Genomic DNA, 15,689 nt, shown 5'->3' with positions numbered 1-15,689 from the left:
ATGATTAAAGAAGCGATGCTTTATGAAAAACTTTCTGAAGGACAGGTGCGCTGCAATCTGTGCGCTCATAGATGCGCGATTAAGCCAGATAAGCGGGGTGTGTGCGGAGTAAGGGAAAATAGAGAAGGCGTTCTGTACTCACTGGTTTATGGAACACTGATAGCCGAAAATATTGATCCCATCGAAAAAAAACCTTTCTTTCATGTGTGTCCCGCTTCCAGATCCTATTCCATTGCCACGGTGGGATGCAATTTCAGCTGTGATTTTTGCCAGAATCACGACATTTCACAAATGCCGCGTACCACGCGCATGATAACCGGCGATGATTTTCTGCCGACGGAAATAGTGGCAAGAGCAAAAAAAAGCGGATCGAAAACAATCGCCTATACCTATACAGAACCAACAATTTATTTTGAGCTGGCTTACGATACCGCAAAAATCGCCGCAGAAAACGGCTTAATAAATGTTTTTGTCACCAACGGTTTTATGACAACCGAAGCAATTGAAACAATAGCTCCTTATTTATCCGCTGCCAATGTGGATTTGAAATCTTTCCGCGACGATTTTTACAAGAAAAAATGCGGAGCCCGGTTAAATCCGGTTCTGGAAAGTTTAAAAAAAATGAAAGAGAAGGGGATATGGGTGGAGATAACCACATTGCTTATTCCCACCTTAAATGACAGCGAAGAAGAACTAAAAGACATCGCGCAATTTATTGCTAATTTGGGAGTAGAAACTCCCTGGCATATAAGCCGTTTTCATCCTCAATTCAAAATGCAGAATCTGCCGGCAACTCCGGTTGCCTTGTTGCATCGCGCTGTAGAAATAGGAAAACAGGCCGGATTAAAATATGTATATAGCGGTAATGTACCGGGAGATGAAGGTGAAAACACTTATTGCTTTAATTGCGGGAATCTTTTGATCGAACGCTACGGTTTTAGGATTGTCCGCAATAACTTGCAGGGCAATAAATGCCCCAAATGTGGAACGGAGCTGGAAGGCGTACTTAGTGAGACTCAGGTCGCAGGAACGAAGTGAACTGCAACCTGTAAGTCGAACTATCCCAGGAGCGTAGCGACGCGGGATTAGTGACACCTTGTTCAGGAACGAAGTGAACTGCAACCTGTAAGTCGAAGTATCCTGTAGCCAGTGCTGTCAGGGTTATCCAGCCGTAAGCGGAGGATATTAAAGACATTCTTAGTATTCCAATAGCTTAGCTTGCCGGGATTGATGAATTTCTTCCTTTAATGGTATTTTGTTTATTTTCTCAGTTCATCAACTTTTCCATTGATTATTATATAACTGGCATTAATTTAAATTTATGGCATGATATTCATAAAGCAAGTCAATTCTAAGACCAAATTTATGGCAGCATTAGCTGTTCAAAAGCAGAGGCAGATATTCTGAAATTCTAATCTCCGTGCGAAGCTTGTATATGGTGCATGTTTTATTGAAGTCCTCAAAGCAATTAAAAGTTATTAGCTAATTATTGTTTAACTTTCGATGAAATAGATGAGGATATGGAGATGAACGAAAAGCATATCAGGGTTTTGTTAATTGAGGACAATCCGGGTGATGTCAGGCTGATTCAAGAGATGCTGTCAGAAGACAGCCGTAATTTTTTCGAGATTGTTCATGCTGACAGGCTTTCAAAAAGTATGGAATGTCTGAAAGGCGATTGTATCGATGTCGTCCTCTTGGATCTCGGTTTACCTGACTCTCATGGGATTGATACGCTCCACGCTATCTTATCCGAAAACAACAAAATTCCCATCATTATCCAGACAGGCCTGAGCGATGAAGAACTGGCGATTGCAGCAGTAAAGGCCGGCGCCCAGGATTATTTGATCAAAGGGCAGATGAATGGTTGTTTGCTCAGTCGCTCTATTCGTTACGCGATTGAACGCAAATTGGAAGAGGATAAATTACGAAGCGAGGAACAAATGTTTCGGACTCTTGCAGAGCAGTCTTCAGATATTATTGTTCTCGTGAATCGGGAAAGAGTCATAACTTATGAAAATCCGGCGGTCGAAAGAACTTTGGGATTCAAACCTGAAGAAAGGATCGGCTCAAGCATATTTGAGCGTATTCATCCGGATGACTTGAGCATCGTAATCGATGCGGTCACTACATTGGAAAATAATACAAACACCTCTGTTACGCGAGCTGAAGTACGTCTTCAACACAAGGATGGAAGCTGGCGCACATTCGATGGTGTGGGAAGCAGCCTGGTGCGCGATGCAGTGATTGAAGGTGGAATTATTAATCTCCATGATATTACCGACCGAAAAATTACGGAGGATCGGATAAGAAAGGCATTGGAAGCGACTGTTCAGGCTATTGCCGTAACCGTTGAAACGAGGGATCCTTACACGGCTGGTCATCAACGAAGGGTGGCTGATCTGGCTCGTGCTATTGCCACAGATATGAACCTTCCTATTGATATAATCAATGGAATAAGCATGGCCGCTACCATCCATGATCTTGGCAAGATATCCATCCCGTCAGAAATTCTCAGCAAACCAAGAAAACTAACGGATATCGAGTTCAGTATCATCAAACTCCATCCTCAGGCCGGTTACGATATATTGAAGGACATTGACTTCCCCTGGCCCGTTGCCAGGATAGTTCTGGAGCATCATGAAAGAGTGAATGGTTCGGGTTATCCGAGTAAGCTGTTTGCGGAAAAAACCCTTCTGGAGTCACGCATTCTGGCCGTTGCCGATGTGGTGGAATCCATGGCTTCACATCGACCTTACCGTCCTTCCCTGGGCATTGAGGCTGCCCTTGAGGAAATCAAGAAGAATAGAGGAATCCTTTATGACAATAAGGTTGTAGATGCCTGTCTTAAATTATTTTTAGAACAAGGTTTTCAACTTATAACTTTAGAACTTTAAGGAAAGAAGGGAAACCAAAATGAACATATCTAATTATTTATTGATGTTCAGGAAAATTTCGCAGAGCCTGTCGGGTGCTTTTAAGAAGGTGCTTCATGATACTGCTTTATTTGAATACTGTGGCAAGGTGACCTTCCTGCCACATCACAGAAGAATACCTGTGAAAATAATCCTTTCTGCTGCTGTGGTTGTATTTCTGGCAAGTCCGGTGTTCTCCGATGAAATCAAAAAGGGTCCACAACTCGGTCACGATCTGACGGAAATGAGCATCGAGAATCTGATGAACATTGAAGTGACGATTGTATCAAAGGAACCGAATAAGTATTTTGAGACACCGGCGGCAATATATGTTATTACCGACGAGGATATCCGAAGATCAGGCGCTACCAATATCCCGGAGGTGCTGCGCATGGCGCCGGGAGTCGATGTGGAACGCATCGACTCCAACAAATGGGCTGTCTCGATACGTGGTACCGCCACGCGGCTTACGAGGACAGTTCTGGTACTGATTGACGGTCGGAGCATCTATACCCCTGTCTTCGGCGGCGTCTACTGGGAAGACAACGACGTGATGCTGGCAGATGTGGAACGCATCGAGATTGTTCGGGGACCCGGCGGCACTTACTGGGGGGCGAACGCCATCTCCGGCATCGTCAACATCATAACCAAGAGCGCAAAGGATACCCAGGGCGGGATCGTGTCATTAGGCGCCGGAACCTTGGAAAGAATATTCGGAAATGTCCGTTATGGAGGAAAAAGTAAAGGGGGATTATATTACCGCGTTTACGCCAAATACTCTGATCGTGATGGCCTCAATCATGACAATCCCGATATGGACAAATATGATGAATGGCAGATGGGACAGGTGGGCTTCCGCGCCGATAAAGATCTATCCGAAAATGACTCCCTGACCGTTCATGGCGATTTTCACAGTGCGAGAATAGGACTTTACGGCAGCGTTTCGTCTTACAGTGCGCCTTATTCACAGATCGTTACAGATAAAGATGACTCCTACGGAGGAAATGTTGTTGCTCGCTGGCAAAGAAAGCTGGGTGAGAAATCCGATTTAGCGTTTCAAATTTACTATGACAAAGTCAATCATCAGGATATCCTCTATAATTCCGACACAGACATCGTGGATTTGGATTTCCAGCACCGTTTCCCCTGGATCTGGCGGCAGCAGATTACCTGGGGGGTGGGGTACCGTTTCACTAACAGCAAGACGTCAGGATTGGATACATCCTTTTTTCGTCCCGAGGATGAAACATTCAACCTCTACAGCGCTTTCATCCAGGACGACATTGAGCTGATTAGAAACCGCCTGCACTTTATCCTGGGTTCCAAGATAGAACATAACGACGTAACAGGATTTGTGATTCAACCCAGCGCGCGTTTGCTCTGGACGCCTACCAGTGAACAGACATTCTGGGCATCAGCATCACGGTCGGTAAGGACGCCTTCCCGCTTCGATTACGAGTATCAAAGCACGACTTTTGGGGGCTTGGTCGGAGGTGTTGTTCCTGCTTATTCACGAATCATATATTTAAACGATCAGCCTCAGGACCTAATTGCCTATGAACTTGGTCATAGGATCATTTTCGGCTCAAAGTTTTCTCTCGATACGGCCGTCCACTACGATATCATTTTTGAGACGCCTAGCATAGAGCAGGGCACGCCCTTTATTTACGTAGAAACAACTCCGGCACCGGCACACTACATCGTTCAATATAATGTGGACCATAAACTGATGGCCAAGGCCTTTGGAGGAGAGGTGTCGGCGGAATACAGGCCTTTTAAATGGTGGCGTATTACCGCCTCCCAATCAATATTTTATTTGCATATATTTAAAGACGCCGACAGCACCGATCTAAGAGACATGAGCGATATGGAAAAGGTCGTGCCGCGGCACCAGAGTATTTTACGTTCTTACTTGGATCTACCAGCCAACATGAACCTGAGTGCAATGTTCCGTTACGTAGACAATATTTCTACCCTGGACATTCCCAGTTATTGCAGCCTCGATATCCGATTGGCCTGGAAGGTTAAACCGAATATCGAACTATCGGTAGTGGGGCAGAATCTACTGGATAATGAGCATCCGGAGAATTCTGTCGAGAGTGAAATCCCAAGAGGATTTTATACGAAGATACAATGGCAATGGTAATTTCGCTTAAGTTTTGTCGGGCATGATAGGCAAAATGTTTTTTACCTTCAAGGATAGGTAAATTTTTATGAAATACCGTTTATCAATTATTTCTAAATGCGCCCTAATGACAATTCTTTTTGCTTCTGCTTGTTTAAGTTACGGCAATCTTGCGTTTGCCGAAGAAGGGCAACCAACTGAAGCTCAGGTGAAGGCGGCATTTATTTATAATTTTGGGAAGTTTGTCGAATGGCCTCCTGATCGATGGGGAGGAAAATACTTTATTATCGGCGTCTATGGCGATGACGACTTTGCTCAGGTTCTTAGAGAGGTCGTTGCCGGAAAATTCATTCACGAAAAGCCCGTATCAGTAAAACGATTCTCCAGGATGGAAGATATTACCGGTTGTCATATTTTGTTTGTCGGAAATGACGCGAAAGATAATTTGACAGAAATATTCAATTCAGTTCGTAAAATACCAGTGCTGACGGTGAGTGATATGCAAGATTTTGCAGATCGGGGTGGTATGATTAATTTCAGAAGGGTAAAAAATTATATAAGATTTGAAATCAATGTGAAAGCGGCACAGCAGACTGGATTACGTATAAGTGCTCAACTTTTGAAGCTGGCGATAATTATCGAATAAGTATTGTTTAGGCAGGAATAAAACTAATGGTTCGTTTCGGGTATTTTTCTATTAAGAAAAAATTGATCTGGATCAGTATGATAGTCAGCGCTTCTGTTATGCTGTTGTCAAGTATAGCGTTCGTTGTTTACGAAGGGATGATCTTTCGCGATACCATGGTGCGTGAGCTAACAATTTTTGCCGATATTATCGGTATCAATAGCGCTTCCTCGCTAATTTTTAATGACCCTGTGTCCGCTAAAGCAACGTTGAACCCGCTGAAGACAAAACCCAGTATTATATCTGCCGGCATTTATGGACGAAACGGTCAGATATTTGCGGACTATAGTAAGAATAATAATATCAAGGCACCACAAAATTTACAGGATCGTACGGACGGATACCGTTTTGATGGTGATTGTCTGGTCTTGTTCAAAAGAATTACCTCTGAAGGCGAACAAATTGGAATGGTTTATATTCAATCTGATTTGAGTGAAATGGAAAATAGATTAATCCAATATGCCGGTATTGTAATGAGTGTTTTGATTTTGGCTCTTTTGATGGCTCTTTTGATTTCTTCGAAACTGCAACAAATGATATCCCAGCCTATTTTACATTTGGCAGCGACAGCGAAAAGCATATCCGACGAAAAGGATTATACCGTTCGAGCCACAACAGAAAGCCATGATGAGTTGGGTACATTGGTTGACGGTTTTAATGAAATGCTTACCCAGATCCAGCTACGGGATTCCGAGCTGCAGAAGGCACGAGACGGACTGGAGATACAGGTAAAGGAGCGCACAAAGGATCTTCAGCAGGAGATATCTATACGTAAAATGACGGAGGTAGCGCTGAGAGACTCTGAAGATAAGTGGCGTAGGCTTTTTGAAGAGGCACTTGATGCGATTTTTGTAGCTGATAATATAACTGGTGAAATCATAGATTGTAACTATGCCGCCACTGTTCTTATCGGGCGTTCAAAGGAAGAATTAATCGGACAGCATCAGCGCATTTTGCATCCGCAAACAGAGACCGGCGAACAGTTTTCAGAGACATTCACGAAACACAAGTCTGCTGCAGAAGGAAAGATACTTGAAGCCCAGGTGATCACAAAGGATGGTATCATTAAGGATGTAGAGATACGGGCAAGTGTTATTAATCTCGGTGGCCGAAAGGTTCTTCAGGGTACATTTCGCGACATTTCCGAACGCAAGATTGCAGAAAAAAAGCTGGGGTATGCAATGGAAGAGCTGGCCCGTTCCAACGCGGAACTGCAGAAGTTTGCTTATGTTGCCTCTCATGACTTGCAGGAGCCGCTGCGTATGGTAGCAAGTTTCAGCCAATTATTGGGGAATAGATACAAGGATCATCTTGGACAGGATGCGGACGAATTTATTGGTTTTATTGTGGATGGAGCCAATCGCATGCAACGATTGATCAATGATCTGCTGTCTTATTCCCGCGTTGGAACGCGGGGAAAACCTTTCCAATCAATAGATTTTTCTGTGATTTTAGGGCAGGTGCTCGTTAATTTAGGTCCTTTAATTGAAGAGAATGGAGCTATCATAACCAACGGTGATTTGCCTGTCCTAATGGCTGATGAAACACAAATTTCACAATTGTTTCAGAATCTGATCAGTAATGCTATAAAATTCAGAAGCGCTGAGCGTCCGGTTATTCATATAACGGCGAGAAAGGAACCGGATGAATGGGTTTTTTCTGTTTGTGATAACGGCATCGGCATTTCTCCGGAATATCATGAACGAATATTTGTTATATTTCAGAGACTGCATGCCAGAGAGGAATATCAGGGAACAGGAATCGGGTTGGCCATCTGCAAAAGAATTGTGGAGCGGCATGGCGGGCGTATATGGGTGGAATCCGAACCTGGGAAAGGATCAAAATTTTTCTTCACAATTTCATTGCAAGGAGGAAATGTATGAGTGCCGAAATGAATAGTATGAGACCGATTGAAATATTAATGGTTGAAGACAATCCCGGCGATGTAAGATTGACAGAGGAGGCGCTCGCGGACAGTAAAGTGAAAAACGTTTTGCATGTTGTACGGGATGGTGTGGAAGCAATGGATTTTCTTTTCAAAAGAGGGAATTTTCAAAATGCAGTCCGCCCGGACTTGATTCTTCTGGATTTGAACTTACCAAGGAAGGATGGACGAGAGGTATTAAGTGAGATAAAAAATGATGAAGATTTAAGAACAATTCCCGTGGTTATATTAACTATATCAAAGGCGGAGGAAGATGTTCTGAAAGCCTATAGTCTTCATGCTAATTGTTATATTACGAAGCCTGTAAATCTTGCCTGCTTTATTGAAGTCGTCAAAGCAATTGAAGATTTTTGGTTCACTATTGTTAAACTTCCGTCGAAATAGATGAAGGGATGGAGATGAACGGTAAGCGTATTAAGGTTCTGTTAATTGAGGACAATCCGGGCGATGTCAGGCTGATTCGGGAGATGCTGTCGGAAGACAGCCGTAATGTTTTCGAGATAGTCCATTCCGACCAGCTTTCAAAAGGTTTGGAGTGTTTGAAAGGCGATGGTATTGACGTCATCCTTTTGGATCTCGGTTTACCTGATTCTCAGGGGATTGATACGCTCTACGCGGTCTTATTCAATAACAACAAAATTCCTATAATTGTCCAGACGGGTCTGAGCGATGAAGAACTTGCTATCGAAGCAGTAAAGGCCGGTGCTCAAGATTACTTGATTAAAAGGCATATAAATAGTTATTTGCTTAGCCGCTCTATTCGTTATGCGATTGAACGCAAGCGAATCAAGGAGGAGCTTCGCGATAGTGAAGAACGATTAAAAACCCTGTATCAGGAAAGCCCCATACCAACCTTCACATGGCAGAAAAGAGGGGATGATTTTTATCTTATCGATTTTAATCTTGCCGCGGTTCGAATTACCGGCAACAACGTATGCAATTACCTGGATAAAAGCGCAGAAAGCCTCTATAAAAACAAGCCGCAGATACTTGAGGATATGAGACAATGCTTCACGGAACATTCTGTTATTAGACGAGACGTTGTCTCGAAATTATTTTATCCGGGGAAATATCTGTCTGTTCATTATGCTTTCGTTTCTCCAGATCTGATCATTGTGCATGCGGATGATCAGACCGATCGCAAGAAGGCGGAGGAAGCGCTTCAGAATAGTGAGGCCAAATATCGTTTTTTAACTGAAAGAATGAACGATATTGTCTGGACGCTGAACATGAATCTACAGACAACCTATGTAAGCCCATCGGTTGAAAAGATTCTCGGATTCACACCGGAAGAACGAATGTCCCAGAATGTTATAGATCAAATAACGCCTTCGTCTTTAGCGCGAATACAAAAACAATTGCTTGATGAGCTACAGCATGAAAAAAAAGGCTATACCGATCCAAATAGAAGCGTGAAAATTGAGGTCGAGTATTATCACAAGGATGGTTCCGTTGTTTGGATGGAAAATAATGTAAGCGGCATTCGCGACAAAGATGGCAAAGTGATGGGTCTTCTCGGTCTATCCCGTGATATTACCGAGCGCAAAAAGGCGGAACTAATGCTTAGTGAATTGGAACGGCATCTGGAGGAGATTATCTTGTTCTTCCCCGATCCGACGATGATAATCGACCACCAAGGAAAGGTTACAGCGTGGAACTATGCCATGGAGGAACTTACCGGCGTGAAAGCGGAAGATATGCTTGGTAAGGGTAACTATGAATATGCTCTACCCTTCTACGGGGAACGTCGTCCCATTCTCATCGACATTGCTATAAAACAAGACGGTAAGATTGAAGGCGGGTATGACTTTGTAACTTGGCACGGCAACACCATTTCCGGGGAAAACTATATTACCCATTTAGGAAGTGAAAAGGAATATTTTCAGGGTAGCGCCACGGCACTTTATAATTCACGCGGCGAGATTATAGGTGCCATTGAATCGATTCGCAATATTACCGAACGCAAGAGAATGGAGAATTTGATAAAGGAAAACGAGAGAAGGTTGAATTTTTCGATTCAAACCAGTGAAATGGGCATATGGGAACTCAACGTATTGACGGGTGAAGCTTGGCGGTCTTTGCGCCACGACCAGATATTTGGTTATGAAACTCTTTTGCCAAAATGGACGTATGAAATGTTTATTGAGCACGTTATTCCTGAGGATCGCAATGACGTCGATGACAAATTCCATAATGCGTTATTAGCTGGAACAACATGGGAATTCGAATGTAACATCAGGCGCAGGGATGGTGCAATTCGCTGGATTTGGGCAAAAGGCAATCCTGCGGAATACAATGATCAAGGTAAATTGGTTATCTTCAATGGATTTGTGCAAGACATAACGGATCGTAAGCAGGCGGAGGAAAAACTAAGAGAAAGTGAAGAAAGATATCGTGAACTCAGTATTGTCGATAATCTGAGTCAGCTTTACAATTCCATGTATTTTTATCAACAGCTAAAAATTGAAATCGAACGAACAAACCGCTACGGACAGCCCTTGACTCTTCTCCTCCTTGATCTGGACGATTTCAAAAAAATAAACGACACATATGGTCATCTCGAAGGAGATGTTATCTTATCGCGATTGGGCCAGGTGATTAAAAGATGTATACGGCAAACTGATTCGGGCTATCGTTATGGTGGAGAGGAATTCACGATCATCATGCCCATGTCAACAGATAGGGACGGCGCCATTATGGCGGAAAGAATCAGAACAGAATTCAAAAAAGAGATTTTCCCTATTGAATCGAGTAAAAAAGACATACATATGACTGTGAGCATTGGGCTTGCACAGTACAGACCGCAGGAGGACATAAAAGCCTTTATTCACCGGGTCGATCAGCTCATGTACCAGGCGAAGAAAAACGGAAAAGACAGAGTTTGTTTTGAATCGTAGCGTTAAAAAAGTTCACACGGTAATTATCACGTTACTTCCAATACCTAAACATTTGTATATGGTGTCTATCTTAGATATGCGAAACAGTTTTTCTTGAAATCCTTTTATCATTCCACAATATTTTATCAAATGTCATTGCAAATGAGGAGGCACTAAGTCCTGCATTTTTTTCATCGAGCTTTATCAACGGTATAAGCTTAAAAATAGGACGATATGCGTTTCCAGGCAAATTGCTGAAGGTATCCTCCAAAGTCGTTTGACATTACAAATTCGCTTTGTTATATTTCAATAATAATTTATTTTGTGACGCCTAATTGATTTGGATGCAGTAATTGATGGAGCAAGAATAATTCCAAATAACCCGCTTAAATTTTAAAAGGCATTTTGCCGAGGAGAACAAAACAATGGATCAAAATAAATACAGGAAAATAATTTCATCCGCGATAGAACGTGAAATCGAAGCGAATGCGTTTTACAGTGCAGTATCAAAAAAGGCTAAGGACAAAAACATCAAATCTATTTTCAGCAAACTTGCCGAAGAAGAAAAAGAACACAAGCGTACTTTAGAGGGGTTCCTTGCCAAAGCTCCGGAGAAAATGCATTTCTCGGAATCGACAGATTACAAAATTGTGGATGCGCTTGTTACACCGCCATTGACTGCCGATCTCAAACCTGTTGAAGGTATTGTAATTGCGATCAAGAATGAACTGGAAGCAATGCAGATGTATACTCAACTGGCAAATGTCAGCACGGACGCAGCGCAAAAGAATATCTTTCTTGAGCTGGCCACGATGGAACGTGGACACAAGAGTAAGCTTGAGGATATGTATACAAATATGGCGTTTCCTGAAGTCTGGTAAATGGTGTAGTTTCATATTTGACATTATGTTTCGCAAAGTTTTATTAAATATCAATTAAAAGGAATCTTAAATGCAATTCCCACATCTTTTTTCATCTGTGACCATTAATGGTATGACTTTAAAGAATCGGGCGGTTATGCCGCCTATGGGTACGGGATACGGCAATCCCGACAGCACGGTCAGCGACAGGCTGGTGGCATACCTTTCACGGCGAGCACAGGGTGGCACCGGCCTGATCATAACCGAAGTTTGCGCGGTTGATGCACGCGGCAAGGGTTTTCCCAATGAGATTGGCATCTGGAGTGATGCCTTTATTCCGGGGTTGGCGCGCATTCCTGAGGCATTGCATCTCTTTGGAGCTAAGGCTGCGCTTCAGCTCCATCATGCCGGCCGTGAAACTTTTGAAGATGCGATAGGCACTATTCCCGAGGCACCTTCGGCTATACCCAGCGTTATCCTGGGCCAGCCATGTGAGGCTATGAGCTTGGAACGAATTACCCAGCTTGTCGAGGCCTTCGCTAGCGCGGCCGGACGCGCAAAGGAGGCGGGCTTCGATGCTGTGGAGCTCCACGGAGCTCATGGATATCTTTTAAATCAATTCCTTTCTCCCTTTTCCAATCAACGCGATGATAAATACGGAGGGAGCGATGAAAGCCGCGCGCGGTTTGTTTTAGAAATTATTGCGGCGGTGCGTAAGAAAGTAGGTAATGATTTTCCTGTCTGGATTCGCGTATCGGCCGATGAACTGGTACGCGGCGGGTATGATTTGTCCTTCATGCAGAAATTTGCGCCAATGATGGTGTCTGCCGGAGTTGATGCCATTCATTGTTCCGTGGGAGTTTATTCCACACCCGGCGGTTTGTCCATCGCTTCCATGGATACAGAGCCCGGTTTCAATTTGTTCCGTGCCCGCGCGCTTAAGGATGTTGTACATGTGCCTGTTATTGGCGTGGGGCGTATCAATAATCCGGAACTGGCCGATCAGGCTATCGCGCGGGGCGACGCCGATCTTATAAGTTTTGGACGTCAACATCTTACCGATCCCGACTTTATCAACAAGGTTCGCGATGGAGCTCTTGACGATATACGCTGGTGCACAGCCTGTAATCAGGGGTGTATTGAGCGCTTGAGTTTCGAAATGAAGTCGGCTACCTGCAGTTTCAATCCCGAATGCGGCGGCGAACATAAGGGGCAAGCCCCCAAGGCAAAACCTTCCAAGCGCGTATGGGTCATCGGTGCCGGACCGGCTGGTTTGTCGGCTGCTATGGCGGCATCAGCGCGTGGGCATAAAGTAAAAGTATTTGAGAAGGAAGAAAAACCCGGAGGGCAGTTGTTGTCAGCCAGCCAGCCGCCGCACAAATCGGCTTTCAAGGACTGGCTTATCTGGTCGCTGCGTCAGCTGAAAAAAAGTTCCACACCTGTTCATTGTCAAAACCTGATCAGCAAAGAAGAAATAAAACAACATATGCCTGAGGCTGTGATCCTTGCCTGCGGTGCATATCCGGTCACGCTTCCCATCCCCGGCCTTGACTCAGAAAAGGTGGTTGATGCCCGTGACGTTCTTACAGGCAAGGTTGAACTTAAAAGTCCGGCTGTTGTTCTGGGAGCTGGTTATGTGGGTATGGAAACAGCTGATTATTTGCTATCCAAAGGTATACCTGTTACGGTTCTCGAGATGCAGGCATTTCCTCCGGTTGGAAAGTTAACGGCACATGGATACTGGTTGCACAAACGCATCAAAAGTGCCGGTGGCAGGCTGATCTTTGGTGCTCAGGTAACATGCATTGAAGCAGGAGATGTGCGTTATCGCCAGGGAGATACAGAACGTATGGAGAATGCAGCTATGATAGTGACTGCCATGGGTGCCAAGTCGGATAATTCTCTGGAAGATGTGCTCAAAGAGTTGAGCATTCCCTATATAATAGTTGGTGACGCCAAAAGTCCTCGCCGCGTTCTGGAGGCTATCCATGAAGGCCACAGAGCAGGGGGAGAAATATAGACAAAGGGGCTGTTGACCGGACGTGCATTCCCGTATGGGAAGCGCAATAAATATTAGGAATATTCCTCACCGGTAAAAGCTGGAGGCTTTTACAAAACGCTGCCTGTATGCACTGGGCTTTGCATTTGCGCAGTGAATCCGGCGAATGCCGGATGCGCCACATGTCGTGTGCCTTGCATCTGAAAATACCGTATCAAGTACGAAACAGCCCTAATCAAGCAAAGAATCAGGTTGCCTGTAATTTACCACCTTTCGATGAGCCTGCCTATTGCTGCTTAATGGTATAGTTCCGCCAAGAAAAACCAACTCCCGTCTTCTTTAAAACGAGATTCACTATTGCTTGATTATAATCGCGTGAACCAAAAAATATTCAATATAATTAAACTTTTAATCTGCCGTTGCTAATACTGCAACTTTGAGGATAAAAGGATTTAGTTTTATTCATGAAAAAATATTTCTTGACTTGTAGACGACCGGTCTATTATATTATTGGACAAGTTAAAAGTAAAGGAGAAAGACCATGGATATTTACGAACGATTAAGAGAAATTCTGGATTCACATCCGTCGACGGCGCCAAAAGCAAAGTCAATTAATGAGATACTACACATACTTTTTACGCCGGAGGAAGCGGCTCTTGCCGTCAATATGAGCTATAAAGCTAAAAGTGCCTCCAGTATAGCAACGCTGGCTGAAGTTTCGGAGGACATAGCAAAAAAAAATTTGGAATCAATGGCCAACAAAGGAATTATTTATTCGAAGAATAAAGAAGGAGAAAAGTTATACAGTTTGCTTCCACTTATTCCCGGTGTGTTTGAGTTTCCCTTTATGAAAGGTGGTGGAACACCCATGCATCAGCGCCTGGGCCAGCTATGGGAAGACTATCATCATGAAGCGCTTGGTGCTTCCTTTGCCGGTCAGCCGACACCGCTCATGAGAGTAATCGCTGTGGAAAAATCGATTACAGCGCAAGACAGAGTCCATCCCTATGAAGAGGTCAAAAATTTCATTAACAATGCAAACTACATTGCGCTGACCAAATGCGCCTGCAGAGTCAGCGTGGGCAAATGTGACAAACCTAAGGAAGTATGTCTTATCTTTGGTGAAGCAGCTGAATTCCTTGTGGAGAGAGGGTTTGCTCGTCAGATCAGCAAAGAAGATGGGCTGAAGGTGTTGGATCAGGCGGAAGAGGCTGGATTGGTCCATACAAGTAATAACAGTGCTGACCGTGCCAACTTGATCTGCAACTGCTGCCCCTGCTGTTGTACGGTTCTGCGGGGGAGAACACAGTTAAAGCATCTTCATGCTTTTGAGCCAAGCCGTTTCGAGGCGTACGTCACTGGTGAAGACTGCACCGGATGCGCTATTTGTGCCGAAGAGCGTTGTCCGGTGAAGGCTATCGAAATGAGAGATGATGTTGCATTCGTCAACACAAAAGAATGCATTGGTTGCGGCTTGTGTGTGACCGGATGTCCGGCCGAAGCTATTAAGCTTGTTGAAAGAAAACAAATTCCCTCTATTCCGGCTACAGTCAGGGAAATGGGAGCAAAAGTACTTCAGGAAAAAGGAAGACTTGACGCTTTTCTAAAAATTATGCAAAGTTAATACGATTGTTCATAGGGAGAATCAGTAATGACCAAAACAAGTACACGTGAGGAGATCATCCGCAAAGGAGCTGAACTTATTCACGCGCAAGGCTACAATGCCACTGGTCTTCAGCAGATACTTCAAGCCGTGGGTATTCCCAAGGGCTCGTTCTATTTTTATTTTAAGAGCAAAGAAGATTTCGGATTGGAAATCATTGATTATTTCAGTGCAATGATCAGCGGAATCATCACACACTATTTGGGTGACAAGAAAATGCCGCCCGTCAAACGATTGGAAAAATTATTGGAATTTTTCGAAAATGCTTTTCAACAAAACGGACATACTATGGGTTGTCCCATCGGAAATCTCTCGCTGGAGCTGGCAGGCACTAATGAACGTTTACGTGTTCATCTGAAAGACGTAATCGGATCTCTCATTGCGCAAATAGAATCATGTCTTGAGGAAGCCAAGCGCGACAAATCAATACCGGCCAGTTTGAATACTGCTGATGCCGCGTGCTTGATTTTTTATGGATTCGAAGGAGCCATCCTGCATATGAAGGTTGTGAAAAATATAGAACCTTTTCGTGCCTTCCGAAGCTACTTGACAGGATATTTTGAAAACATTAAAGCATAGGAAAAGAAATGAAGAGGCATGACAATTTGTATTGTTTTGCTG

General features: G+C 43.9%; 11 protein-coding genes. All 11 read left to right on the top strand.

The window, feature by feature from the left end; genetic code table 11:
* The first annotated feature begins 3 nt into the window (after positions 1 to 3).
* The 11 genes from amrS (at position 4) to CVU62_07550 (ending at position 15,647) form a co-directional block, all read left to right on the top strand.
* Positions 4 to 1,038 carry an AmmeMemoRadiSam system radical SAM enzyme gene (gene amrS, locus CVU62_07600; protein PKN38049.1) on the top strand — a complete coding sequence of 345 codons (1,035 nt, stop codon included), beginning with the start codon at positions 4 to 6 and terminating at the stop codon, positions 1,036 to 1,038.
* 482 nt (positions 1,039 to 1,520) lie between these two features.
* On the top strand, positions 1,521 to 2,897 hold the full coding sequence (locus CVU62_07595; GenBank protein PKN37587.1) for a histidine kinase: 1,377 nt from the start codon (positions 1,521 to 1,523) through the stop codon (positions 2,895 to 2,897).
* A 19-nt stretch (positions 2,898 to 2,916) separates the two neighbouring features.
* Complete coding sequence (locus tag CVU62_07590) at positions 2,917 to 5,061, top strand: TonB-dependent receptor (protein PKN37586.1); 2,145 nt, start codon at positions 2,917 to 2,919, stop codon at positions 5,059 to 5,061.
* A 67-nt stretch (positions 5,062 to 5,128) separates the two neighbouring features.
* The gene (locus CVU62_07585) at positions 5,129 to 5,686 is read left to right on the top strand and encodes a DUF4154 domain-containing protein (GenBank protein PKN37585.1); all 558 of its coding nucleotides are present in this window, start codon (positions 5,129 to 5,131) and stop codon (positions 5,684 to 5,686) included.
* Positions 5,687 to 5,712: 26 nt separating this feature from the next.
* Entirely contained in the window at positions 5,713 to 7,608 is a 1,896-nt protein-coding gene (locus tag CVU62_07580; GenBank protein PKN37584.1) for a hypothetical protein, read from the top strand.
* A complete protein-coding gene (locus CVU62_07575) occupies positions 7,605 to 8,054 on the top strand; it encodes a response regulator (GenBank protein ID PKN37583.1) in 450 nt (149 codons plus the stop codon). Before CVU62_07580 ends, CVU62_07575 begins: the two co-directional genes overlap by 4 nt.
* A gap of 8 nt (positions 8,055 to 8,062) precedes the next feature.
* Positions 8,063 to 10,567, top strand: a complete 2,505-nt coding sequence (locus CVU62_07570; GenBank protein PKN37582.1) for a hypothetical protein — start codon at positions 8,063 to 8,065, stop codon at positions 10,565 to 10,567.
* Positions 10,568 to 10,971: 404 nt separating this feature from the next.
* The gene (locus CVU62_07565) at positions 10,972 to 11,427 is read left to right on the top strand and encodes a ferritin (protein PKN37581.1); all 456 of its coding nucleotides are present in this window, start codon (positions 10,972 to 10,974) and stop codon (positions 11,425 to 11,427) included.
* 70 nt (positions 11,428 to 11,497) lie between these two features.
* Positions 11,498 to 13,426: an NADH:flavin oxidoreductase gene (locus tag CVU62_07560; GenBank protein PKN37580.1), complete on the top strand. Its 1,929-nt coding sequence runs from the start codon at positions 11,498 to 11,500 to the stop codon at positions 13,424 to 13,426.
* 520 nt (positions 13,427 to 13,946) lie between these two features.
* On the top strand, positions 13,947 to 15,029 hold the full coding sequence (locus CVU62_07555) for a hypothetical protein (GenBank protein ID PKN37579.1): 1,083 nt from the start codon (positions 13,947 to 13,949) through the stop codon (positions 15,027 to 15,029).
* Between the two features lie 27 nt (positions 15,030 to 15,056).
* Positions 15,057 to 15,647, top strand: a complete 591-nt coding sequence (locus tag CVU62_07550; protein PKN37578.1) for a TetR family transcriptional regulator — start codon at positions 15,057 to 15,059, stop codon at positions 15,645 to 15,647.
* Positions 15,648 to 15,689 lie beyond the last annotated feature (42 nt).

The organism is Deltaproteobacteria bacterium HGW-Deltaproteobacteria-2, from assembly GCA_002840505.1.
Classification (GTDB): Bacteria; Desulfobacterota; Syntrophia; order Syntrophales; family Smithellaceae; genus Smithella.
Note: the sequence above shows the minus strand (reverse complement) of the source record. Positions and strands in the feature narration are given on the sequence as shown.